General features: G+C 45.7%; 35 protein-coding genes and 1 tRNA gene. 11 read left to right on the top strand and 25 right to left on the bottom strand.

Annotated features, from left to right (window positions below; all coding sequences use genetic code 11):
* Positions 1-9: 9 nt before the first annotated feature.
* The 3 genes from BN3659_RS05390 to BN3659_RS05380 are packed head-to-tail and all read left to right on the top strand — an operon-like array spanning position 10 to position 1,320.
* The gene (locus BN3659_RS05390; protein WP_141682505.1) at positions 10-468 is read left to right on the top strand and encodes a hypothetical protein; all 459 of its coding nucleotides are present in this window, start codon (positions 10-12) and stop codon (positions 466-468) included.
* Between the two features lie 11 nt (positions 469-479).
* Complete coding sequence (locus BN3659_RS05385) at positions 480-1,094, top strand: hypothetical protein (protein ID WP_091535183.1); 615 nt, start codon at positions 480-482, stop codon at positions 1,092-1,094.
* Between the two features lie 7 nt (positions 1,095-1,101).
* Positions 1,102-1,320, top strand: coding sequence for a hypothetical protein (locus BN3659_RS05380; RefSeq protein WP_091535181.1), 219 nt, complete (start codon positions 1,102-1,104; stop codon positions 1,318-1,320).
* Between the two features lie 415 nt (positions 1,321-1,735).
* Here the strand turns inward: BN3659_RS05380 and BN3659_RS05375 are convergent, their stop codons facing one another.
* From BN3659_RS05375 to BN3659_RS12830, 21 genes are all read right to left on the bottom strand, one after another.
* A complete protein-coding gene (locus BN3659_RS05375) occupies positions 1,736-2,182 on the bottom strand; it encodes a hypothetical protein (RefSeq protein ID WP_091535180.1) in 447 nt (148 codons plus the stop codon).
* Between the two features lie 78 nt (positions 2,183-2,260).
* Positions 2,261-2,794 carry a hypothetical protein gene (locus tag BN3659_RS05370; protein ID WP_091535178.1) on the bottom strand — a complete coding sequence of 178 codons (534 nt, stop codon included), beginning with the start codon at positions 2,792-2,794 and terminating at the stop codon, positions 2,261-2,263.
* Between the two features lie 4 nt (positions 2,795-2,798).
* Positions 2,799-3,203 carry a hypothetical protein gene (locus BN3659_RS05365; RefSeq protein ID WP_091535177.1) on the bottom strand — a complete coding sequence of 135 codons (405 nt, stop codon included), beginning with the start codon at positions 3,201-3,203 and terminating at the stop codon, positions 2,799-2,801.
* Positions 3,200-3,655, bottom strand: coding sequence for an HK97 gp10 family phage protein (locus BN3659_RS05360; RefSeq protein WP_091535175.1), 456 nt, complete (start codon positions 3,653-3,655; stop codon positions 3,200-3,202). Before BN3659_RS05360 ends, BN3659_RS05365 begins: the two co-directional genes overlap by 4 nt.
* Positions 3,646-4,023 carry a hypothetical protein gene (locus tag BN3659_RS05355; RefSeq protein WP_091535174.1) on the bottom strand — a complete coding sequence of 126 codons (378 nt, stop codon included), beginning with the start codon at positions 4,021-4,023 and terminating at the stop codon, positions 3,646-3,648. Before BN3659_RS05355 ends, BN3659_RS05360 begins: the two co-directional genes overlap by 10 nt.
* Entirely contained in the window at positions 4,017-4,343 is a 327-nt protein-coding gene (locus BN3659_RS05350; RefSeq protein ID WP_091535172.1) for a DUF6706 family protein, read from the bottom strand. The genes BN3659_RS05355 and BN3659_RS05350 overlap by 7 nt, the downstream gene beginning before the upstream one ends.
* Before the next feature lie 4 nt (positions 4,344-4,347).
* A complete protein-coding gene (locus BN3659_RS05345; RefSeq protein WP_091535171.1) occupies positions 4,348-5,454 on the bottom strand; it encodes a major capsid protein in 1,107 nt (368 codons plus the stop codon).
* Positions 5,455-5,469: 15 nt separating this feature from the next.
* Entirely contained in the window at positions 5,470-6,033 is a 564-nt protein-coding gene (locus BN3659_RS05340) for a hypothetical protein (protein WP_091535169.1), read from the bottom strand.
* A gap of 15 nt (positions 6,034-6,048) precedes the next feature.
* A complete protein-coding gene (locus BN3659_RS05335) occupies positions 6,049-6,690 on the bottom strand; it encodes a hypothetical protein (RefSeq protein ID WP_091535167.1) in 642 nt (213 codons plus the stop codon).
* A 402-nt stretch (positions 6,691-7,092) separates the two neighbouring features.
* Complete coding sequence (locus tag BN3659_RS05330) at positions 7,093-8,538, bottom strand: LPD3 domain-containing protein (RefSeq protein ID WP_091535166.1); 1,446 nt, start codon at positions 8,536-8,538, stop codon at positions 7,093-7,095.
* A 9-nt stretch (positions 8,539-8,547) separates the two neighbouring features.
* Complete coding sequence (locus BN3659_RS05325) at positions 8,548-9,954, bottom strand: phage portal protein (RefSeq protein ID WP_091535164.1); 1,407 nt, start codon at positions 9,952-9,954, stop codon at positions 8,548-8,550.
* A 10-nt stretch (positions 9,955-9,964) separates the two neighbouring features.
* Entirely contained in the window at positions 9,965-11,359 is a 1,395-nt protein-coding gene (gene terL / locus BN3659_RS05320) for a phage terminase large subunit (RefSeq protein WP_091535163.1), read from the bottom strand.
* A gap of 75 nt (positions 11,360-11,434) precedes the next feature.
* Positions 11,435-11,881, bottom strand: coding sequence for a hypothetical protein (locus BN3659_RS05315; protein ID WP_091535161.1), 447 nt, complete (start codon positions 11,879-11,881; stop codon positions 11,435-11,437).
* 23 nt (positions 11,882-11,904) lie between these two features.
* Positions 11,905-12,624 carry a ParB N-terminal domain-containing protein gene (locus tag BN3659_RS05310; protein WP_091535159.1) on the bottom strand — a complete coding sequence of 240 codons (720 nt, stop codon included), beginning with the start codon at positions 12,622-12,624 and terminating at the stop codon, positions 11,905-11,907.
* Positions 12,584-13,279 (bottom strand): phosphoadenosine phosphosulfate reductase domain-containing protein, encoded by a 696-nt coding sequence (locus tag BN3659_RS05305; protein WP_091535158.1) that lies wholly within the window; start codon positions 13,277-13,279, stop codon positions 12,584-12,586. The genes BN3659_RS05310 and BN3659_RS05305 overlap by 41 nt, the downstream gene beginning before the upstream one ends.
* A gap of 113 nt (positions 13,280-13,392) precedes the next feature.
* Positions 13,393-13,803 carry an ASCH domain-containing protein gene (locus BN3659_RS05300; RefSeq protein WP_091535156.1) on the bottom strand — a complete coding sequence of 137 codons (411 nt, stop codon included), beginning with the start codon at positions 13,801-13,803 and terminating at the stop codon, positions 13,393-13,395.
* Between the two features lie 15 nt (positions 13,804-13,818).
* Positions 13,819-13,889 (bottom strand) — tRNA-Thr (locus BN3659_RS05295).
* A gap of 104 nt (positions 13,890-13,993) precedes the next feature.
* A complete protein-coding gene (locus BN3659_RS05290) occupies positions 13,994-14,212 on the bottom strand; it encodes a hypothetical protein (RefSeq protein ID WP_091535154.1) in 219 nt (72 codons plus the stop codon).
* A 1-nt stretch (position 14,213) separates the two neighbouring features.
* Complete coding sequence (locus tag BN3659_RS05285; RefSeq protein WP_216092793.1) at positions 14,214-14,540, bottom strand: SH3 beta-barrel fold-containing protein; 327 nt, start codon at positions 14,538-14,540, stop codon at positions 14,214-14,216.
* Positions 14,541-14,548: 8 nt separating this feature from the next.
* Positions 14,549-14,704: a hypothetical protein gene (locus BN3659_RS13130; protein ID WP_171847714.1), complete on the bottom strand. Its 156-nt coding sequence runs from the start codon at positions 14,702-14,704 to the stop codon at positions 14,549-14,551.
* 159 nt (positions 14,705-14,863) lie between these two features.
* Positions 14,864-15,133, bottom strand: coding sequence for a hypothetical protein (locus BN3659_RS12830; protein WP_141682504.1), 270 nt, complete (start codon positions 15,131-15,133; stop codon positions 14,864-14,866).
* A 164-nt stretch (positions 15,134-15,297) separates the two neighbouring features.
* Here BN3659_RS12830 and BN3659_RS05280 point away from each other — a divergent pair, with 164 nt between their 5' ends.
* The 4 genes from BN3659_RS05280 (at position 15,298) to BN3659_RS05265 (ending at position 18,365) form a co-directional block, all read left to right on the top strand.
* On the top strand, positions 15,298-15,558 hold the full coding sequence (locus BN3659_RS05280) for a helix-turn-helix domain-containing protein (RefSeq protein ID WP_171847713.1): 261 nt from the start codon (positions 15,298-15,300) through the stop codon (positions 15,556-15,558).
* Positions 15,559-15,569: 11 nt separating this feature from the next.
* Positions 15,570-16,427 carry a KilA-N domain-containing protein gene (locus tag BN3659_RS05275; protein ID WP_253181065.1) on the top strand — a complete coding sequence of 286 codons (858 nt, stop codon included), beginning with the start codon at positions 15,570-15,572 and terminating at the stop codon, positions 16,425-16,427.
* Between the two features lie 92 nt (positions 16,428-16,519).
* The gene (locus BN3659_RS05270; RefSeq protein WP_091535151.1) at positions 16,520-17,440 is read left to right on the top strand and encodes a P63C domain-containing protein; all 921 of its coding nucleotides are present in this window, start codon (positions 16,520-16,522) and stop codon (positions 17,438-17,440) included.
* 334 nt (positions 17,441-17,774) lie between these two features.
* The gene (locus BN3659_RS05265; RefSeq protein WP_091535150.1) at positions 17,775-18,365 is read left to right on the top strand and encodes an NYN domain-containing protein; all 591 of its coding nucleotides are present in this window, start codon (positions 17,775-17,777) and stop codon (positions 18,363-18,365) included.
* A gap of 53 nt (positions 18,366-18,418) precedes the next feature.
* Here BN3659_RS05265 and BN3659_RS05260 read toward each other — a convergent pair whose 3' ends face one another.
* Positions 18,419-18,694, bottom strand: coding sequence for a hypothetical protein (locus BN3659_RS05260; RefSeq protein WP_091535148.1), 276 nt, complete (start codon positions 18,692-18,694; stop codon positions 18,419-18,421).
* 262 nt (positions 18,695-18,956) lie between these two features.
* On the opposite strand from BN3659_RS05260, the gene BN3659_RS13125 reads away from it, so the two are divergent.
* Both BN3659_RS13125 and BN3659_RS05250 read left to right on the top strand, forming a co-directional pair.
* Positions 18,957-19,094: a hypothetical protein gene (locus BN3659_RS13125; RefSeq protein WP_171847712.1), complete on the top strand. Its 138-nt coding sequence runs from the start codon at positions 18,957-18,959 to the stop codon at positions 19,092-19,094.
* A 45-nt stretch (positions 19,095-19,139) separates the two neighbouring features.
* A complete protein-coding gene (locus tag BN3659_RS05250; RefSeq protein ID WP_091535145.1) occupies positions 19,140-19,385 on the top strand; it encodes a DUF5053 domain-containing protein in 246 nt (81 codons plus the stop codon).
* Between the two features lie 129 nt (positions 19,386-19,514).
* Here the strand turns inward: BN3659_RS05250 and BN3659_RS05245 are convergent, their stop codons facing one another.
* Positions 19,515-20,717, bottom strand: coding sequence for an Ig-like domain-containing protein (locus BN3659_RS05245; RefSeq protein ID WP_091535143.1), 1,203 nt, complete (start codon positions 20,715-20,717; stop codon positions 19,515-19,517).
* Positions 20,718-20,837: 120 nt separating this feature from the next.
* Between BN3659_RS05245 and BN3659_RS13120 the strand changes: the two genes are divergently transcribed.
* Positions 20,838-20,999, top strand: coding sequence for a hypothetical protein (locus BN3659_RS13120; RefSeq protein ID WP_171847711.1), 162 nt, complete (start codon positions 20,838-20,840; stop codon positions 20,997-20,999).
* A gap of 235 nt (positions 21,000-21,234) precedes the next feature.
* Here BN3659_RS13120 and BN3659_RS12825 read toward each other — a convergent pair whose 3' ends face one another.
* Positions 21,235-21,504: a hypothetical protein gene (locus tag BN3659_RS12825; RefSeq protein WP_141682503.1), complete on the bottom strand. Its 270-nt coding sequence runs from the start codon at positions 21,502-21,504 to the stop codon at positions 21,235-21,237.
* Positions 21,497-22,084: a TIR domain-containing protein gene (locus BN3659_RS12820; protein ID WP_141682502.1), complete on the bottom strand. Its 588-nt coding sequence runs from the start codon at positions 22,082-22,084 to the stop codon at positions 21,497-21,499. Before BN3659_RS12820 ends, BN3659_RS12825 begins: the two co-directional genes overlap by 8 nt.
* Positions 22,085-22,250: 166 nt before the next feature.
* Here BN3659_RS12820 and BN3659_RS13115 point away from each other — a divergent pair, with 166 nt between their 5' ends.
* A complete protein-coding gene (locus tag BN3659_RS13115) occupies positions 22,251-22,427 on the top strand; it encodes a hypothetical protein (protein WP_171847710.1) in 177 nt (58 codons plus the stop codon).
* Positions 22,428-22,432 lie beyond the last annotated feature (5 nt).

The following is a 22,432-nucleotide window of genomic DNA, read 5'->3' as shown; positions in this document are numbered from 1 at the left end:
CCTTACAAAATGGACACTATAAAAAAGAACCGAGGCAAAAAGCCGACAATCGATATTTTCCGCGAGGTATGCGAAGCAAAGGCGGGTATCGCAGGCGACATCGCCGCCGCATTGAACATCCGGCGATCTACACTATACGGGTGGCTTAAAAATGACCCCGAGTTTAGCGCAGTATTCGATGAAGCACGGGAGAAAATACTCGATATGGCAGAAAACCGTTTGCGGACGCTGATTCAAGGCGTCCCGAAATTTGAAATAGATGATCACGGCGAAAAGCAGTTCGCGGGTTGGATCGAAAAGCCATCCGAAACAGCGATCATCTTTACGCTAAAGACACGGGGCAAGAAGCGCGGATATGTGGAGCGACAGGAAATAACAGGCGCGAACGGGGCGGATATTCTACCGCCGCGTACACTAACGCCGGAAGAAGCCCGGGAATACTTAATGAAACTTGAAAGCGAATATTAATACACGAAAACATGGAATCAATCAAAAAACAAGGATTAAAGGATTTAATATCCATACACGAACAGGTGTTGCCCACGCTATCGGCTGCGGTCGAACAACTCAGGAGCTCCGGATTGGAGATTGCCGACAATGTGATTAAAGACCTTGCCGATAATCAATGTGCGGAAACCAAAAGTGCCGCCGACAGGCTCGCACGAGAGGATAGCAAAAAGATACGAATCCCGTATATGCGCGACAAGGCGATTAAGGAAGCGTATGCGCATTTACAGGGAGTTATCGAAGATTCTGCAAAAGTCGTTCAGCGAGCGGTTAGATATGGGACAACGAATCCGCTTGAACTCGATGCGTTTGCAATCAATGAACACGCCGTCGTATTATCGGATACGTGGATCAAAGAAAAAGAGAATGAATACACTATCGCCGCAACAGAAAAACGCGGGCGGGCGATGGCTCTTTGTGAGGCCGTGAAACAGGCTATCGACAACCTCAACGCATTTGCGTCCGAACATAAATACATTCATACAGGAATCGGCGCCGAGGGCGGCGGGTATCGAAATTTGTTATATCTGACCGAGGACGGAAAGGTGTCCAACGTCAATCTTGAGGCACTTGAATATATCGAATAATACGATTATGGAACACGTGGAAAAATACGATGCCGGCACTGACGAAGAAGCGAAACGCGCAGCAATGGAATGGGCGGAAAAATTGCCCGATTACGACGGACGCCCGCAACATAAAGCAATAACAGACAAGCCGGATTTATTTCCTAAGATCACAGATGAACAGTTACGAGAATGCGCGCTTAAATGGGCCGGGACGCAACCCGATAAAACGGCAAAAAACGGTTGAAAATAGAAAGGGTGCCCCAACGGCCACCCCTCCCCGATTCTTTGATTCTCGACCAATCAAAGATACGAAAAATTCGGGGATATGGACGAACGACCAATCAAACGGAGAGGCGGCCGGCGTGATGATATTGCATCCGAGGGCGTACAGACGTTCAATATGACAGCGGCGGAATTATGTGAACATCTCCGCCGAATGACGCTGAAAAGTGCCGCATATTGCAAACGGTATGAGCGTCGTCGGTGGGGAGGGGAATATGAATGAAAGGAGGCGGGAAACACCGCCTTTTTTCATGCCCAAATACAAGCGGAATATTACCCTAAAAAAGTCATATATTCGAACTTTGTATGCAAATTATATGTGCAATAGAATGTGTTTAGAGCTAATAAGTGCATATATATTGTTGATAAATAGTATATTATGTTGGTATATGAAAAATTATTATATATGCGCGAATAGCGATCGTAAAATCCCCGTAATACGATTTGAAAACGATAGAAGATAGAATATTCGAAAGAGCTGGCGTAGTCATCGTCGGGGACCATTCGATAAGTTCTGTCCGGGCTTTGAGCTCATTTTCAACATCCGATTTTGTGCGTAAGGTTGCAATAGCTATGATTTCGGCGACTTCGTGCGGCTTGTCGGCACAAATTCGCCACATTTTCATCACATCGTTTTCGGCATTTCCAGAAAGCGCCATGTCAAGGTTGATAAGACGGCGGCTTATCATAGCCAGTCGCCCCAGTTGAAGTGGATAAAGATGGAGTTCAGCCTCATGGCCATCCTTATCTTCAAGCGTGAAGGATTCGTAGTTTTCTGTCAATGCATCGAGCGCACGTTTATCAACGAGAGTTTGTTCGTCCATTTTATTGAAATATTTGTTCCCGCCCGCAGTCTTGCTCCGCGATGTAAGTCGTCAGCTTTCCGGCGGGATGAAGAGGATTCAGAGCCCTTTGCTTTTGAGGGCCGAAGCTTCAGTATATTCAGGGGTAGCAATCGGCCACCAAGCGACGCCGCCCTGATCGGGGGCCAATACATCGGCAGAGACGGCGATCTGGAGCGGGTCGCTGGTGTTCATTGCTCCTGTAAGTGACGCTGTGTACTTCAGACGGGCAAAAGCCAAAGACCCTCCACTCTTAGAGTCGAATACAAAGGCTTTTGTCCCTTCATACAGTTCGCCCTTCGCCGGCTCGGTAGTGCCGAAATAGAATTCCAGCGTGGCATCATCGAAGTCGGCAACGGTCCAAGTGATCTCCTTGGTGCCCGACGTCGGGTCGCGCATGGAGAAAAACGGATCGGCCTCTCCTTCTCGATAGAATTTGTTGCTCGTCGGGTTGGAAAAGTTGAGAGTTACGCCACCGTTGTAGGGTTGGGTAATCTTTTTCAGAGCTTTGAGCAATGCTTCGGCGCCAGTGTCTTTTACGCCTTTGGGCAACGGATCGCCTGCATGACAGGAATTGAGACCTACAAGTTGCATAATGTCAGTATTTTTTAAGTTTTACTTTAATGTTTGAAAAAGTGTAGGAGACGCTCTCCTCACTGATGAGAGTTTCATCGCTCGCGTCGAAAAACCAACGCTCGTCGATGGGGTAGTGCCCCAGCGAATCGAAAGCGATGCGGGTAAGTTCATCCAGACGGTTGCGATCGGGATAGCGTTGTTCTTCTCGACCGATCGTCGGCGTTGTGTCCGGCACATAAATGTTTACATTTACCGTCGCCACCTGCGAATCTCCGATGATATTCGACAACGAACCTATGACGATGAATTCCCCCGAAGGATTATTCGGGTAGTGGTCCGCATACATTGTCGACACCGCCTTACCCAAAGACGAATCCCGAATGCGATCCCAGACAAGTCTGAATATTTCCGTAGAAGTCAGATTCATTTCTCCTTCGATTTTAAGAATCGCACGAATTCCGCTTTGAGTTTCTCTGCAGTAGATTCGATCCAGTTGCCCGAGCCTTCAAGCACATCGAAACCTTTCGCCTCGACATACTTCGCGTACTCCATACCGGCCACCCATACGAGATAGGTTTTGTTTGCGGGAAGATTGCGGGCCACTTCGAGAGCATAGGCACGGGCTTGCGTTTTTGCCTCTCCGTGTCCACTCCCGATGCTGAAATCCTCGGTTACGATACGACCATATTGCACCACGACATACCCGATAGAGTTGCGGAGATTGCCCGTGCGGTCGGTATAGCTGCCGTGTTCGCGAGCATACTTTACCACCCGCTCCCCGAGCACTGAAAGCCACTCGACCGCTTTCCGGTCATACTCCTCCTTAGCTCGTATGAATTCGAGTTCCACCTCGTGCCAGTTGGTGCATTTCAGAGCCATAGTCTTGTGTCTTCGTAACGCTGTCCGCTTTTGTAGAATCCCTGAACCGGATACGATGCCGTATCCCTATCTTTGGGTTTTGCTTCGGTGTGCGGCGAACGATCGAAGATGTTGCATCCTCGGCTGTCGAATATGCGCACCTTGGTCCCGATAGGAATGGGTTGCGTATATGCCGGCATAGTAACCTTGAAAAAGTAGAGGAAGGCATCCCCGTTTTGTCCTTTGATCTGCTGCGCCTGTCCGTTCTGACGGGCATTGCATCGGCCGACGACACGCCATTCATGCGCGCCTTCGGTCCACGAACCGTCGGGATTCTGCGTGGCGTCCTCCTCGTACCACATTTCGAGCGTATAGGGGAATCTTACCATTGGTCGGAAATATCTGTGATTCTTGATCGGGTATCGAACTCTTCGGCAATATCGGTTAGGCCGTTCTCCTTTGCGAGGTAGAATATGTGCTCTTTAAGCCCGTCGGTATTGTACGACAATGAATAGCCCCCGTTGCTCTCGTTCATGAGAACAATAAGATTTTGCATGATGGCGATTGCGGCCTTTGCCACGCTGATTTTGTCGGTTGCCGTATAGTCTGCTTGAGCATCTATCCCCTCGTCGATGCAAGCCTTTTCTTTGAGAAATTGATCTACATCATAGGGATACAGGCTTGCCGATATTGCCTCCAAATTCGTCATAGAATTACGATTCTACGGTCAGCGAATAGATTCCGTTGATCTCGGTGATAACCGGAAGCGACAGCGATTGCGCCTTTGTGAACTCCACGCCGTTGGAGTTGTCGGTTTCGCCCTTGCCCCACTGCGAGATGCGGATGCGCCCGTAGTTGGAGTAGGTTACGCCCGGCTCCTGCCGCAGTTCGTTGTCGGCGTAGGCATTTTTGATGACGCCCAGCTTGCCCGACGGCACGAAAACGAGGTTTTTGTCGTTCCACGGCGAATATTCCACGAGCTTGCCATTGTTCTGGATGCGGGTCATGCGACGGATAACCTCGAAGGTCGGGAATCCGTTATAACGCATGAACTCGTTCAGGTTCGCCAGCAACAGCGGAGTGGACGACTTGTCGTTGCCGAATACCGCCAGCTTCATCTTCTTGTTGCGGAGGATGTACGACAGGCGTTTCTGCGAGAGCAGAATACGGTCGAACGTAACTTTGTCCTGCGCTGCGTCGAGGATAGCTTGAATGTCTTCCAATGTATCGACCGTTTCGACATTCCCATCCGTCCATAACGTTTTTGCGGTGGCAATGTTCTCGGACGGCATTTTGTAGTCGATCGTACCTCGAACGCCGCCCTCGGGGTTGTTAGTCGTGTCGAACGTGAATACACCCTTGTTCGACAATGCTCCGAGGAAGATGATGTCCAGTTTCGACTGTACGGAGTTCACGACCTTCGTAACGTTGTTCCACATCAGGTTGATGAGCTGCTGCGTCTTGGCCGAATCGGACAGCATCCGAGAATCGAGAATCTGCAACACCTTCCGATACTCTTCGATGGGCATCGAGTAAGACATCTGATGGGTCAATACCTTCTGCTTGATCGTTTCCAGCCCCTCAGTTCCCATGATAGGCTCCTTACCTTTGGAGTCGAGCGTTGCAGCGGCGACGCTCAAATTGTACGAGCCGATCAACTCTTCGAAATTCAACCCGACAGTAGGGGTGTCCCAGTCGAGGAATCGCTCGTAAATATTCTGGTCGAACAGCCGCTTACGCAGTTCCGAGGCGGCATCGATGCGAATCTGTACCTGTTTGGTCAGTTCGCCGAAAATGGATGAATAAAACACGTCGTTCATTGTTCACCTCCTCTTTTACTGTCGTACATACTTGATTTCGGGGTTGTTCTTCAGACTGTAGCCCTGAAGCCACGCGGCGGGGACAGGATATGCCACATCTTTGAGGATGATACCCGCATATCCGGCCGATACGGTCTGAAATCCGTTATTGGAGGAGTAGACCATATCGGTTTCGACAACTGCATCGGGCAGATTGTCGTCCGAAAGGACATCCACACCTTCGGTCGCTCCCGTTACCGCCGCTGCGAAGGTGATCACGTCGTAATCCGCATTCTTCGTGTCGATGCTTTTCACGGTCGAGTTTGCCTCGCCAACCTTGACCGTATCTCCGACTTGGAGCATGGAGCCCTTTTGGACATGCGGAGCAGCGGTTGTGCCGCCCGACAGAACACGTGCGCTCTTACATACGGAGCATTCCATGTTGTCGAAGTCGAGCTTGATCGGCGTACCTTTGGGAATCTTAGTCCCCTCGGGATAGGTTCCCTTCAGTTTGAAGTCCCCCGGCAATACGGCAAATTCACCGCGCCAGAATACGGGGAAACCGCCTTTTACTTTTGTTTTTTCAAATACGATTGCCATGATTTTACGTTTTGATTACTCTTTGTCCGGAAGTGTTTCGGCCCACGCCTTTGCGAGTTCTTTGCCCTGCGCTTCGGGTGTGGACATGGGGAATCCCGAACCTTTCCCCTCCAGCCCTGCGGTAACCAGATTCTTCTGTACGTTTGCGAGGTAGTCGCCGATTGTTTTTTCGTCTGCGTCGTCGGCGATGACGAATCCCTCTTTCATGCGCCACTCCGGAATACCGAGTTCTTTGGCTTTTGCGGTGATTAGGTTCATGCGTTCGGTCTTGGCCTTTTCCGCTTTCAGAGTATCGCTCTCTGTCTTGATGGCATTGTAACGCTCCTCCTGTTGCTTTTTGTAGGCTTTGAACCACGCAGGCTCCTCATCGTCGGGTTCGGTCTTTTTACCCTGCCCGCCCCCTGCGGCAGCTGATGCCTCGGCCTTCGCTTTAAGCTCGTCGTACTGTCCTTTCAGCGCGTTGTAATCGGTACGTGCGCGGTCGGCATCGGACTGAAAAACTTTCAGGAAAGGTTCGACCCCGCCGACTGCGGTTTCGATCTGCGATTCATCGGTGACGGATTTTTCCAGAATAGAGGCTACTCCGTCGAGAGCCTTTGCACCGAACCCCAAATTAGAATACTTGGTTTTCAGTGCTGCGAGAATTTTCTCTTTCATGTTTTTTCGTTCTATATGTTTTGGGATAAATCATCATATCCGCATCAAAAAAGGTCTGTCAGCCAATGCCAACAGACCCACCTAACCTAACAACTACGTCGAAGTTATTCCGTTCTATGCTGTTGGCCTATATCTTCATAGGCTCTGGGACAAAATTCGCCACGTTCGGCACATTATGCAAGAGATTTTCGAAAAAAAATCTTTCAATTTTTCGTGTATTAAAAATATTTCGTACCTTTGTTACAACAAAGTATTAACTTAAAATTTAGCACGGTATTTGTCCGTGTTTATGACATACATAAGGCTGCATTATATTATACTCTCGCCTGACAGAGCGCCAATCTGTTAATAACCTATAAGGGTAAGTTGCGGATTGCATTTCCGCAGAGCTGCTCGGATAGGTTATTTTCTTTGCAATATATTCAATATATTCTTACTATCCGATACGCTATGTAAGTTGATTTCACCGTTTGGATATTCACGAACAACAATCCAAGACTTCGTATTACCGATTTTTGTCTCAAAAAGATGTGCAATCACATGTGTATCATGGTAGTCCTGTCCGCTTCCGCAATAGACAGATTCTTCAACAATACGCTTGATATCCAATAGTGATTCATTTTTCGTATAATATGATTCGTGAGGTTGATTAAGCCATTCTTTTATGCCGTGATTGGTTAAATGTATGTCATGGCTGAATTGCGGGTTATGTAAAATTCGATTATTTTGTGTTTTAGCTTCTATCAATATCTCTTTGCGTCGATTCTTCTTGTAATCTGAAATATCCGTATATTGCTTATTTTCTGTAATCCAATAAGGTAAAGTGCCTCGATTGTTCGCCTTTTCGATACGGTCGGCATTCTGTATAAGCCACTCCTTGAAACGGGGCGGGACATCCGCAACTTCGTTTTCCGCATCTTCCCACCAATCCTTGCCTGTGTCTTCGTTAGCGATAATCGGGACAGCGTAACAGCGGCAATTCGGATGCCACCCGATGAATTTGAAAGACTTCGGATATTTCCCCTCCATTGCGTCGCATATCTCCAGTGGCGCCCGCCCCTTTTTGAAGCGGGGATACCATGCTTTCGCCAACCATGCGGCGTGGGATTTGGACGTTTTTACTTCATAACCCACAATGAAATCGAGTTGCTGCCAACGGATACTGTCGGCTTCACGATAAGCGCTGTTTATTTCGGTACGGGCCATACGCATGGCGTTCTGATAGGATGATCGGTAAACGCCTTGTCCGGGGTGGTAGGCCTGCGCGGCTTTCGACAGGGTGAGATTGCCGAACGCATCTCTGACACGCCGAAATAGCTTGTCCGGCTCATTCAGATACATGCGTGCATCTCTGCTTATATTGGCCGCGCTTCGTCCCTCGCTGATGCCGACCGATAGCGACAACTCGACGTGTCGTTCGAACTGTTTTGCGATACTCCAGACCCTTTCGGACAACGTGTGTCCATAAGTCATCCTCTGCTGGAATGCCTCCAGCGCATCGAGATTATGAAGCATCCACTCTTTTTTCGGATTGTCGGACAGTTGTTTTACCCATGAATCATTCTTATCGTTGGCAAAAGCCCATTCCGTAGCGATTCCGGCAGTAATTATCGTGGACAACTTATCTCGGAACGAAGATAACGAGGCATCAGCTTGTCTACGACGGCTTTTGTTTGATGAGAAGGTGAACAGTCGGCCGGTCTCGGGTTGATAGTTATACCCTATGCCCAAACGAACCAATTCCTCCGAAGCTGCATCATACAAAGCGTCGATCTGTCGAAGATATTCTTCGACATGCGCTCGATGTTGCTGCTCCCATTGGGCGGCTTTCAAATCTAATCCGGCCATAGGTTCAGATTAGAATGTCGGCTCTATGATATTACTCATTGATGCCTCTGCCTTTGCCTGCTTTATACGCTCGATTTCAGCGGTTACATCGTCGGCGGTTCCCATTAACTCGACTCCCTTTTCAAGCGACATCACCCCGTCTTGTACTGCTCGGCCGATTGCAGCCCAACGGGCGGTAACATCTTCATTGAATGGTTCAGCAAACTCGTGCTCTATTCTTAGAGCAGCAAGCTCGGAACGCAGATGAATGTGGGTTACATTCATCATGATGGCGAGAATAAGATTTTTCTCCCGATCTACGGCTATGTCGTAAATCTCCTTGTTGTTCTCCCGCTTGATATATCCCAACACCATCGCTCGCTTGATTGCTTCGCCCGAGAGAGTTCCCAGTCCCGCCATCTTCTCGGGCGTGAACTCGGGTGTGAAAGTATCGAACAGAATAGACCGCGCGAGGTCTTCCTTTTCCCGTTGCTGCGTCTCGGAGGAGGTCGGTGGATTGATGTACTCGAATTTTGAATCCGCTCCGGTCATCCGAATCATTTTCCCGGGCTTGTCGGCTCGACCTTTCAAAAAATCTACGACATCGCCCGTTGCTGCGGCGATAGGGTCTGCGAAATAGTTATTTGTGTCGGCTATTTTGCTGTCTATATCCTCCTCGCGGTCTATACGGGGATTGAGGCCGTTCCATGCCTTATCCTGTCTGTAGTAAATCACATTGATTTTCCCCGTTGGATTAGGTGTTGCCGTAACCTCCCAATTGAGTGTCCCTCGTCTGCATCGGTAGATTGTATCAGGAGTTTGAATGTCGAAATGCTCGACGGTCGATGCCCCCTCTTTGAGATAGTACCCATACCCGAATGCAATGAGGTTATTATATTGATCGAATAACGGGCGCAGGGTGTATCCCTCCGACTTGCAGATTACTACGACTTTCACTTGCGGTTGGAAATTCTCGTCCCGATAGATGTGGTAGAGCTTGGCACATTCAGTTTCTGCCCCCGCAATGCGCTTTGCCTTACGCATGGTGACGTCGAATCGGGTATCCTGCAAAAATTGATTATATGCTTCGAAAGCCTCGTCCGAACCCTCGTTGTTTACTTTCTTCCAGCGTATGGGGTTTCCGAGCAGGAAGAACAGTTCCACTTCGTTGATATACTTCTGCCGTGCACGAGGCAGTTTCTCGGTTCGATAAGGCTCTTGACCTTTACGCACCTTGTCGGCTTTCCGCATAATGCGGTGAAGTTCGGGATTATACTCCTGAATCGCTTGCAGAACCTCTATGTCTCGGTTCTGCATGAGGGCTTGCGCTTGCGTGATATCTCTATCCTTGATAAGTGTAAGCAAGTCTCGATCAGCGCCGGCTGCATTCAGATACTTATTCCTTATCGCATTGAGCAGATTGTCGATGAATCCCATGTCCGTATTTTTACCAAATTCCTAAATCTTCTTTGTTTAAATCTTCTCCATTGTCGAAATAACCCCGCTTTTCGATTATTCCTGTCAAGGCATCTTCGGCGTCGTCATGACTGTTGAACTCCTGTTGCTTGCGGTATGATTTGATGTGTGAGGCGAACTCCGGCCATCTATGCTCCCATCCTGTCGGAAAATAGATGAGGTTCTGTACCTCGTTCGATCGCGTGAAGATGCGCACCCTTTTGTTGTCCGTCTGCGTAAACGGGTTAAAGGATGTAAAGTTGTTACCCATCATTCGGCACTGCGCCATAACATTGCGCCCGAACGATCTGCCGCCATTGTTGCTTTCGATGTAGCATATTTCCGTCTTGTTGCGGGACAGCAACTCGGCTGTCGCCGGCTCGGTGTATTCCATCGGCTTCTGTGTGTAGAGAATGTCCGTTACGAAATTGCCGATAGGAGTTTCCGTATAGCAGATCGAGCACAGATAGTCGCTGCCGGTATCGGCGGTGTCCGTGTAATTCTTGCGGCGCATGGATGCCGCATAGGGAATGATGTCGTATGTCTTGAACTCTCCGTACATCAGCCCCTCCAGCGGCTTAGGGTTCTGCATATACTGCGTTTCGAACACGTAGGAGTTCGATTTCTTGATTTTGTGCAGTTCCTCCAGCGTATGCTTGAAATCCCATAGCGGATGTTCTTGCCCGTTTTCGTCATACCAAATACATGGTAACGACAATACCGTCCACTCTTCCGGCTCGATCTCTTGCAGATACCCGCACAGGTCGTGTTCGTGCAACCTCTGCATGATGATTATAATCGGCGTATTGCGGGAGTTCACACGATTGCGAATTGTAGATTCGAAACGATTGTTCACGCGCTCGCGGATCGTTTCGGACAGGGCGTCCTCGGGCTTGATAGGGTCGTCGATGACGATTGCCCCCGCAAAGTCGCTTTCCCACGCCGGAATGAAATCGCCCATTTCGCGCCGCTCCCTGTCGGGATCATCCACTTGGCCTGCGCCGAAACCCGTAACCTGCCCCGCCGCACTTACGGCATACAGTCCGCCGCCGGCGGAGGTGTACCACTTCTTCGCGTTCTTCGATTCAACGCTGACCTCGGGGAACAACCGTTGATAATAGTCCGATTGCACCGTTTCATTGATCTCTTTCGAGTTGTCGAGAACGAGGTCGTCTGAATAAGAGAGGTGGATAAACTTGCTGCGGGGATTTAGCGCCAGCCCGTAAGCGACGAAATTTTTCGACACGAGTTCGGTCTTCCCGTATCGTGGGGCGATATTGATGATGAGCCGCTTTATATCGCCCCGTACCACTTTGTCGAGAGTTTCGCATATTTGGCGGTGATGATCGCCGACAATAAAGCGCATTCCCGTCTTATGCTTGAACATATAACGGGTGAAGTTCAGCGTACCGGATAGGCAAAAAGTCCGCTCTATGTCAATGTCGCGAATAGGGGGAGTGCGTCAATATTCTTCGTTAAGTTTCAGCCCATATTGCTTAGCTTCCTCGGGAGAGAGTGTGCGGGGCGGAATTAAATCGGCGCCATCGGCTCCCGTAATCTCTGACCGTTCGATATACCCCCGTTTCTTCCCACGGGTCTTTAGCGTGAAAATGATCGCGGTTTCGGATGGACGTTCGATCCAGCCCGCAAACCGTTTTTCGCCGTTCTCGTCTTTCTCGATGGCGGGAACACCAGCCACCAGCTTACGCAGGTTGCTTTCGGCCAGATCGACGAACCGTTCGCGGGAATCTTCGAGGGCCTGCTTGAATGCCATATCCTCCTCGCACCACGTATAAACCGTGCTGCGCTCTACGCCGATATTTGCAGCGATATCCGATAAAATACCACCGCAGGCGTTTGCCACCTTGCGGAACACGTCTATAGTAGGTTTTTTTGAGGGCATTGCCATTTTTTATAGCGTAGTTTTTGTAGTTATTCCACCCGTTCGACCATATCAGCGAATATTTCACCCGGGATGATCTTGTCGTCCGGCCCGAATCCGAAGCGCAACATGAAGGACGATTTTGCCCGATAGGACTTGAAGTTTATCATTACATAAGATTCGATGTCCTCGGCCTTCTGCTCTGCCTGCTGGCGGATTTGCTCCTTCATCTCCTTGACCGCCGCTTTTCTTTCTTCGAAGGGCCGCTGCATCTCCTCGAAATCATCCAGCGTATCGGCCAGCCCTGCACTCATTTCATCCTGCATAACCGATATGCCGTATATGTTCATGTCCGCTTCGGAGAGGCCGGCGGCCTGATAGTCGATCTCCGGTACGAGTACTTTCATTTTCTCCATGTCGAATTCGCCCATTGCGGAAGGTGAGTTCATGAAGATATTCTGTTCGCGTTCGGTCTTGTTGTCCAGCTCTACCGCTTCGACCTTGATTTCATAATCCGTTTCGGATGTCCCGTCATATCCGTTGATGATGTCGAGCGTCTGCACGCGCTTATGCCCCGACACAAGATAGGAGGACAACCGATTCCATACGATACCGCCCAAATAGCCTACGGTCTTGAAGTTCTTTTTGAGTTTCCGAATGACCTCGGGATCTTCCTTTCGGGGATTGTATGGGGCGAAGTTAATTTGCGACCGCCTGATTACGACCGTATCACTTTGTCTGTATTTGGGCTGCTGCTTTTTCTGCATCATATCTGAGTAATATATTTCGGGACAAGGGGAATACCTTGTAAATCTTTTCGAGGTCTTGCGGATAGTGCCGACGCAGGTAGTCGAAACACTTGGCATCGAACCATAATCCGTTTCCCGCCTCGTTGGTATATGCAATAGGCTCTGGCAGACGTCTCGCTTTTATATAGGCAAGTACATCCGACTTTTTCCAATGCGATAGTGGGTAAACTTTATTCGTGTTGCTTATGGCCTCGTTTTCGTAACCGCGCAACATTAAACGACGATGCATGCCGTCCGCTTGTTTCATACCGTAGAAAGAGTACGAAATACCTGTTTTCATCCGAACGGATTCATCAATATCTTTCAACGACATGATTTTGACATTCGGATTGGCGACACAGCAGAATCCGATTCGTAAGGCCCTCGACAAATTCCAATGCGGCACTTGCATGATGCGCACGTTCGAATAGCGGGCTTTGATTGCCCGCAGGTAGTTGTCGATATGGTCGAGACCCTTGACGAAATACATGAACACGCAAACGATCTCTTTGAAGTGCGGCGCCATAAGATCGAGCAGCACCTCGCTGTCCTTGCCGCAAGAGTAAAAAAGGATCACCCTGTCCGTTTTTCGACGGACAGAGGCAATCACTTCGTTTGCATGATCTATCAGGGTCATTTCGCACCGAAAACTCTGTTAAGACCACGCTGCCTTTCGGCTCTTGACATAAATCGGCCTGTACTTGTACGGCCAGCTCCGTAACCTGTAGTGTAGCTTAATTTTTAGAGGGTTTAACAATTATTTTTTTGCAAAACGTCGCCAAGATGATAGTCGACGTCTAACAGTTGTACGTTTTGTCCTTCAAATTCTTCGTATATAGGTGCGCCGTCGTCCTCATAAAAATATGGTACGCATTCAGCCTTCTTTACCGCCACCAATGCGCCCGGGCGGTTAGTTTCATAGCCTACCCAAAACTGAATGGCATCATATTCGCGCGGTACAAACTCGAAACCCTTATTGTTGGGCTCGGCGTTCTTAAACAAATCGGGGTAATTATCATATGTACGCCCTGTTGACAAATCTTTGATTACAGCATATTTTTTCAACGATTTCGGGCGCACTTCGCGCGTCTCGACCGACTTCTCGCCCGACAGAATCGCGTCGAACCACTTCTGTTTGATGATCAGCGTTAAAATTTTCATAGCATTTAATTTTAGTAGCGGGGGCAAGAATCGAACTTGCGCCTGCGGGACACTAACCCGCCGTGGTAACCTCTGCACTACCCCGCATATATTGGTACAGTGCAAAGGTGGACACGTTCGGCACATTGTGCAAGTCTTACCGCCGAATTATTATTAAAAATACGATTTTTTTTTTGAAGAATCGCAATTTTCAAGGTCTTTTCTTCGCGCACCCTTTGCAGCGGATGATTTCAAGTACGACTGTATCGTACTTGACAACCAGCACCCCGTCGCGATTATTGTCCGCACCTTGGCGGACTTCACAACCGCATTTCAGACGCGTGCGGTGGCACGTTGCACCCGTTAATTCGAACGTCTCTTTAAGCAGCGTCAAGTCGCTGCGCTTTTCTACATACTTCGTCGGTCTCATTTTATATGACTTTTACAAGATTGAACATTCTGAATGACCGCCAGTCCTCGGCAACCGTATCGTAATAGGTTACGAGGTGTTTGTTCGGCTTGCGGTCGGCGCCCTTCGTTTCGGGGCATAAGTCCTCTTTGAGCGTGCCGAACGCCTGCCGCAGTTCGCCCGTGCTCGATTTAAGGTAGAAGAACTGCACGATGCCGGCGTGCATCTTCAGCTTCAGTTTGAACACCTGCCATGCCTTGTGTAGGCATTCGGCAAAGGCTTCGCCCGTCGTGTGGCATATCTGCCACGCCGTGCGCATGATCGTTGAAAGGTCGGTCCGTTTCATCATTATATCGGTTAGAAGTTCGCTTTGAGTTTGAGCAGACGCAGCACCTCGCGCAGTTCGCTATCGGTGTATTTCTCGGTGATTTCACGCGATACGCCGTTGGTATTCATCGTGATTTTAATCGCCGCTTCTCTGCTGACTTTTGGGGTAGATTTGCGTATTTTCATAGCTTATTATTTTTACCACCGGCGGCAGGTGCCGCCACGCTTCGGGCCTAAGGTCTATTTATAGCCACCCGAACGGCTAACTTTAGAGGTTAATTTTCTTGTTATATACTTATTGTATTCATTATTCAGTTTGACGTCAATAATGTAATATTACCATAATTACAAAATATATTCACTATGACCATATGCAACGTGATGACACGATATTAACCAGCATCTACCAAGGTAAAAATGCGGATTATTATTGTACATAATAATTACAGGGTCTACTACAATTTTAGCGTCCCAACTTTCGCAACCACTCTTAATTTTTTCTCTTATTTCTTTTTTTACTTCTGCAACAGTATTGTATTTACTATTATCTAAGAAATATTTTATGAGACTTTTTTTGTGTTTCTTTTGCTCTTCAGATAAAAATTGTTTTTTCATAATTTATTATATTTTGGTTTGGTTTTGACACTGCAAATATAACTAATAGTATAATAAAATCAAAATAAAAATTGATAAAAACTACACTATAAGTATATTTTTTTATAATCTTATTATAATTATATGGGAAATTTACTACCTTTGTACATAGTTAAAGCCATTAAATGATTAGTATAATGCCAAAATTTCGAATATTAGAGTTGTGCAAACAAAAAGGCATAACGCAAAAGGATTTAGCTGAAAAAATAGGAATGACGCCCGTTGGCTTGGCAAAAGCTGCTAATGGAAACCCCACATTTGAAACACTCGAAAAAATTGCCGTGGGATTGAATGTATCTGTTCCGGAGCTTTTCGCCCCTCAACCGACGAACACGATTACGTGTCCGCATTGCGGGAAACTTATTAAAGTAGAGAAAGGGGAATAAGTATGGTTACAATTAAAAAAATAAACGTCAATGACGTGGAGGTATCGGTTTCGCAACAAGCCGGTAGGGAGGACTATATTTGCTTAACCGATATGGCTCATTATAAAGATGCAGATCGAACAAACTATATCATTCAGAACTGGATGCGTTTGCGAGGGACGATTGAATTTTTGGGGCTTTGGGAGCAAATAAATAATCCCAATTTTAAAGGCATCGAATTCGACGCCTTTAGAAATAATGCAGGGGCAAATTCATTCACACTTACCCCAAAACAATGGATAGAAAAGACTGGAGCTATTGGAATTGTATCAACACCCGGGCGTTATGGAGGGACGTATGCCCACAAAGATATTGCATTCGAGTTTGGCACATGGTTGAGCCCTGCTTTTAAGCTCTATCTTATTAAAGAATACCAGCGTCTTAAAGAGATAGAATCGCACCCTTCTTTAGGGGAATGGAATGTGAAGCGAATTTTAAGTAAAGTAAATTATACTATTCACACTGACGCAGTCCGAGATTTTGTAATACCAACATTGAATGAAAGTGAAAAACTATACGCCTATTCGACAGAAGCAGACATGTTGAATTTGGCTCTCTGGGGATGTACGGCAAAACAATGGCGTGAGGCAAACCCTAAATATGCGGAGCAAGGGCTGAATATTCGAGATATGGCAAGCATAAATGAACTTGTCGTCCTTGCAAATCTCGAATCGATGAATTCAGAACTCAATAAACAAGGGCTGGATAAGATTGCACGATATGCGCAACTTCGGAATATGGCGCAGGAACAATTGAAACGTTTGAATTTAAAAGAAACGGACAAGAATTTTCGTGCAATTGAATTACGAGATAAAAAGCTAATGAAATAAAGATAGCAAATAATGCAACGAACATGATCACGTGCCCTCGGTGCGGGACGGTGCTGGAGGTAAAGGAATGGGAATAAAATTTGAGTAATAATATGACAAAGATCCTAAAGGCTATTTATGGGTCTGAGAAGACACCGTTGAAATTGGGTTATTTAGAGATTCCGTGCTATGTTTTAGAAGATGGCACGCGAGTATTCTCGGGTAGAGGATTGCAGAGAGCGATAGGTTATGAAAGCAAGAGCGGCCAATGGATGCGAAGTTTTTGTAACATGGACGGCATTTCCGCTTATATGAATGCCGGCGATGATAGTATTATCAATCGACTATCATCGCCTATAAAATTCCAAAGAATAGACGCAGGTGGCTCACAATCAAGCGCGAACGGATATGAAGTAACATTACTTATTGACATATGTTCCACTGTAATTGACGCGAATCGTGCCGGCGTTTTTAATAATGACGCAATAGTGCGCAACGCCGATATAATCATCAGGGCTGTTGCAAAGGTTGGAATCATAGCCCTTGTCGATGAAGCCACCGGTTATCAGGAAGACAAGAAAAGGGCAAAAGACGAGCTTCAGCAGTTCTTATCGCAATTCATATCGGAGGAAGCCAGCAAATGGGTCAAGACATTCAATGATTCGTTCTTCGAAATGATATATCGGATGCATGGATGGAATTGGACCATGACCCATAAGCGTCCGGGTGTTGTCGGAACGTGGATCAATGATATTGTTTATGAACGTCTTGCCCCCGTTGTGCTAACTGAGCTCCAAAAGGTGAATCCTAAAACAGGGAAAGGAACGCAAAAAGATCGCCATCATCAGCATCTAACCGAAGAGGTAGGCCGTCCGAAGTTGAAAGAGCATTTAGCAGCAGTAGAGGCATTAGGACGGGCCTCGGGGTATGATTGGACTAAATTCATGCAAATGCTCAACGCCGCATTTCCAAAGCAATATCAACAATTAGATTTACTTTTCCCTGATGATGTAAGGGTGGATATCGGCAAATAGCTCTGTAATTTCTAACTATACATCTTATCATGAAATTGCTTGTAATTCTGACGAACGCGATCACCTGCCCGCATTGCAGCAAGCCGATCAAAATAAAGCTGGAGGAGTAAGGGGTAATTACTGTTTTATTTTCAAAGATAAGGAAGAAAAGGGAATAATATGCAATTTAAAAAAATCGGCAAAAGATTTGCATTTTGAAATATGGCGCATTATATTTGTGCCATAATCCGAAGCCAGTAGGCTGGCAAAAAAAATCCGATGCAGATAGGTCTGCCGTTAAGCCACTCGCGAGGGTGGCTTAATTGTTTTATTAAAATACCAAAATATTAAATAAATGACGACCAAAGTAAACATTTTAATCGACGGAGGTTTTTTTTGGCAATGTTTCAAAAAAATTAACAAAAGGAATCCGCAGCCAAAAGATGTCTGGCAAACCGTAAATGACGTTATGGCTCTTGTCAAGAGACAAACAAACGGCGAAACGGAGGATATTTTATTCCGCGTGTTTTATTACGACTGTAGGCCTTTTGGAGGCACGATTAAAGATGTCGCAGGAAATAGTGTAGATTACTCTGTAAGTACCGGCTATGCGATGAAAAATAAATATCTTGACGCCTTGTGTGCGATGGATAGATTTGCGCTTCGTTTGGGCGAGCTGTCGTTTACAGGATGGAAACAAGATATATACAGTAAGCAAATGAAGCCGGATTTCAAGCAAAAAAGTGTAGATATGAAATTCGGTCTTGACATGGCCACTATGGCAACAAAACATACGGTGGACAAAATAGTGCTCATAGCCGGTGATTCGGATTTCATAGCTCCCATTAAATTTGCACGCAAAGAAGGGTTGTTAATTTATCTGTATTCAATGGGAAATCCTATAAAACAGTCTCTTCGAGGGCATTGCGATTATGTCCTTAAATAAAATAAGAAAAGCCGAGTTCCCTCGGCTTTCTTTTTTGTCTTTTCGAGCCAATCTTATACGGCGGGTCTCGCAGTCTTACACTCTGCTTTTTTGCTTCGGATGATTTCGAGAATCACCCGGTCGCCGTCGAGCACCAGCATTCCGTGCCGGCGGGGATCGCCGCCTTTGGCTCGGTGTTCTGCCTCGCATTCGGTGTGGATACGGACACAACGAAACCCCGCCGCCTCGAAAGCAGATCCGATTAATGACAGGTCGCTGCGCTTGGGGACGCAGTACATTGGTGGAGTTGCCGCCTTGATGCGGCCCATACGTTCGATGCGCTTTTTCATATAGGTTTAGCAATAAAAAACTGCGTTACGAGTTGCTCGGCCCTATATGCAAGCCGTCGGGCGTTTCCGCTACCGAACTCGACGCAGTTAGATTAAACTGTATAAATAGATGCAATATATCCAAATGGTGGATATATTTACACTACATGAACTTTAGCAATGCAAATATACATTTTTCAATCGGAATGGAAAAATGATGTAGAAATATTTGCGTAATACGCAAAAGTGTATTATATTTGTAGTACCCAACAGTAGATACGATATGAATGTAGAACTAACCGAAAAAGAGTGGGATTTGATAGAATCTATTCGTAATTACCATAAGGCATATCCCAATGGAAGAGAGGAGCAAGAATGGTATATAAACATGATTTTGCAAGAATTATTAGACAGAGATTAAACAACCACCTCCGGCCGATTGGTCGGAGGTATAAAAATAGATCGTATGGAAATTTTAGTGAAACAAAACCGAAAAACGGTAAAACAGAAAATGTCCGATATTTTATTAGATGTATCGTGGGCTAAAATATCGGAACGGTACTTTGGTAAATCGCGGTCGTGGCTTTATCATAAAATGGATGGTATGAATAACGGTAAACCCGACGATTTTAGTGAGGCGGAAAAGGAAATCCTTCGTAATGCCTTGTACGATCTATCGCGGAGGATCAATAAATGCGCAGAGAGTATTTGACATTCAATAACAACCACTCGTAAACAGAAAAAGTCCCATTTATGAACGGGACTTTTTTTTGGCTACATGCGTTATGTATAAAATTTATTTATTATTTCGAGCAATAACATCTGCAACTTTCCTTTTATCCTATTGGTTAATATGAATTAATTCGTACTGTTTGTCATTCCAAACATAGGTGATTATAAATTTCCACCCATGGGCTGGGTATGTGTCAAAATCGAAACTTCCATCTGGAAGAGGTGGATGAATTTTCGTCCTGTATATATTAGTATACTCATTACAAATTATATCAGGACGTCCAGAGGTTGCTAAATTACCGAACTCATCATACAATGCTATAGATAAAAGATGAACGGGACTATCAACGTTCGTGTTGAAGTGAAGTCTTAAATAACTATAAAAATATGTAGCTGTTGTTCCATTTGTACCACACACACTGCTCGCTGTAACGAATTTGTCAATTTCACAAACCTCAACTTGACATTTAGCTTCAAATCCCCCGTCATTCGTTTTCGCTACGACTTCAGTTGCTCCTAATGTTTTACCATAAACTTTGCCGCTTGCATCCACGGTTGCTATATCCGAATTTAACGATTCCCATATCACTGAATTATCCCAAACATTATCGGGTATGACTTTTGCCTCTAATTGTCGACTACTACCCAAAAAGAGTGATAAGCTTTCTGTGCAAGTAATTCCTGTTACATGTCGGGGGGATACTGTAACGGTACATTCGTCAGAAAGAGAGGTTCCTTTGGCTGTAACTTTTATGGTGGTTGTGCCTATTCCTATAGGATAAACGACACATTTCTCTCCCTGAAAAGCAGTCCGGAATGTTACGACATCGTTATTCATAGCTTCCCATTCAAACTCAGGCATTGGGGCATTCTCTGGTTCAATAGAGACATCAAGAATATAGGATGTGCCTGTGTCGATTACGTCGGATTTGCCAACGAGAAAATTAAGATCATGTGAATCCAATGTAATTGCAGTTAATGCTATGGGTTCTTCTACTGTAACTTCACATGTTGCACAAAGTTGTCCTTTATATGTTAAAAGAATACTTGTTTGTCCGGGTGCTTTTGCGGTAACAATTCCTTTGTCGACAGTAGCAACATTTTTATCCGATGAATCCCACACTGCATCCTCTCGCACAATATTTCCGCTTACGACGATCGTATGCAATGTATATGTCTCATTTACCTCAAGATTAAGGTTGCTTACATCAAATATTACTTTTAGTGGTTCTGCTTGTGATTCATCCTCATTATTGCAAGCACAAAATAATGATATAATTGACAATAATGTGATTGAAAATAATTTTTTCATAATGTAATAAGTTATTGGTTAGATGCTGCAAAGTTACAAAATTCCCCCCCCCCGCAAAATAATAAGCAGATTTTTTGAAGTTATGCCGAGAGTTCCGAGGTTTGCAAAAACGTTGAAGCTATGATTCTGATTTGGTTTTCTTTCCTTGTTATTTTCGCTACGTTTATCGTGGTAATGGTTGGTGAATATCGTTTCAACAAGTCAATAAAAGCCCACGATAAACGAATGCGCCAGATGTTCTCCGATATTGAGGAGACGCGTAAATACTCTGCTAAAGATTAACATGAGAAGTCCCGTCAACTATTCTTACAACGCTATCCCTGCTATCCTTCTTTGTACATCTAAACCTGACCCTGACCCCAAATATATAAGCAATATTACCTAAAACTTGTGGGGCGTCTCAATTTGCATCCACACCACAAAAAACCGCAGAAATAACTGAAATCGACGGGTTTGAAAGTGTGAAACTATATGGGGCTGGCATCAATATAATTTGAATTACGCAAATATTAAAAACTTACATTTTTAAAGTTTGCGTAGTTTCAGGGTCTAACACATCAAGAGAGATGGCATTGTGCTGAGACATATAACCACATTTCCCACAAACCAACATTATATATGGGATACCCCATGATACGTTAATCGGATTGCTCATAGGGCGCATCATATGAAGTCCAAATTCTTCTATTATCGAGAATTGGGAGCACCCACACATCGGACATTCATATTGGCCAAGTTTTTCAATGATAGCTTTGGCTACTATTCTTTTTTGTTCATCACTAAACATAATGTAATTGTTGAAGGCTTTTGGTTAGTTTATTTTGCAAATCATTGGGTGCATTATACAAAAGTAATCGTTCAGATTTTAGATCGAATGATATATCATCGGGATTTTTAGCATTGCCAACAAGAATTACTGTTTTCCCTAAACTGTGGGCTATGCCAATCTCATAAAATACATTGGGATTTTTGCCATCAAGAACAGCGATGATGATTTCTGTTGAAGTTATCATTTGTAGGATTTGCCTTAATACGTTGCCGGGATTAAAAGGTTCATCACTTCTAAAACACGTATATCCAACTTGATGGCAAGCTGTTTTTATTGTAGCATATACTTTGTCAAACTTTTTATGAAATGGCATTAAACAAAATGCCGTTTTATCATTAATGTGAATGTTGCACATATCAATCCCAAAATTCTCAAAAAATGAGTAGTTGGGAATTTTTCGGTTGATTGATAAATCTTTTTCAGGAAATTCCAAAAGTAATTTTCCGGAATCAAACAACCGATCAATATTAGAAAGGAGTATCTCTTGTAATTCATATACTTGGCTTTCTATCCGTTCTCTCTGACCTGTTATTTCCACGGGCGACAACAACTGGACGGCCGATAACCTTTTCCCTGTGGAGTTTTACAAATAAGAGAGGTACGACGACCGGGGAACAACCGGATCGTATTCGCCGTATGGCGTTGGAGCTCGGAGGCAAAGAGACGAGAAAGTCAAGGTGGATAGACTGTTAAACACATAAGTAATGAAAATAGTGTGGAGATGGTGGCGGGGACGCCGCGTGAAGAAATCAGCGATGAAGGAGTTGGCAAGCCAATTTGTCTTAGCTGCTGAGGAAATGAAACGCTTTGCCGACGTCGAAGGCCAATATAAAGTGGACGCATCCGTCGATGTTCAAAGCATCCGAATCATCAAACTTTAAGACCT

This window comes from Alistipes sp. CHKCI003, from assembly GCF_900021155.1.
GTDB lineage: Bacteria > Bacteroidota > Bacteroidia > Bacteroidales > Rikenellaceae > Alistipes > Alistipes excrementavium.
This window is presented reverse-complemented; position numbering and strand designations above follow the sequence as displayed.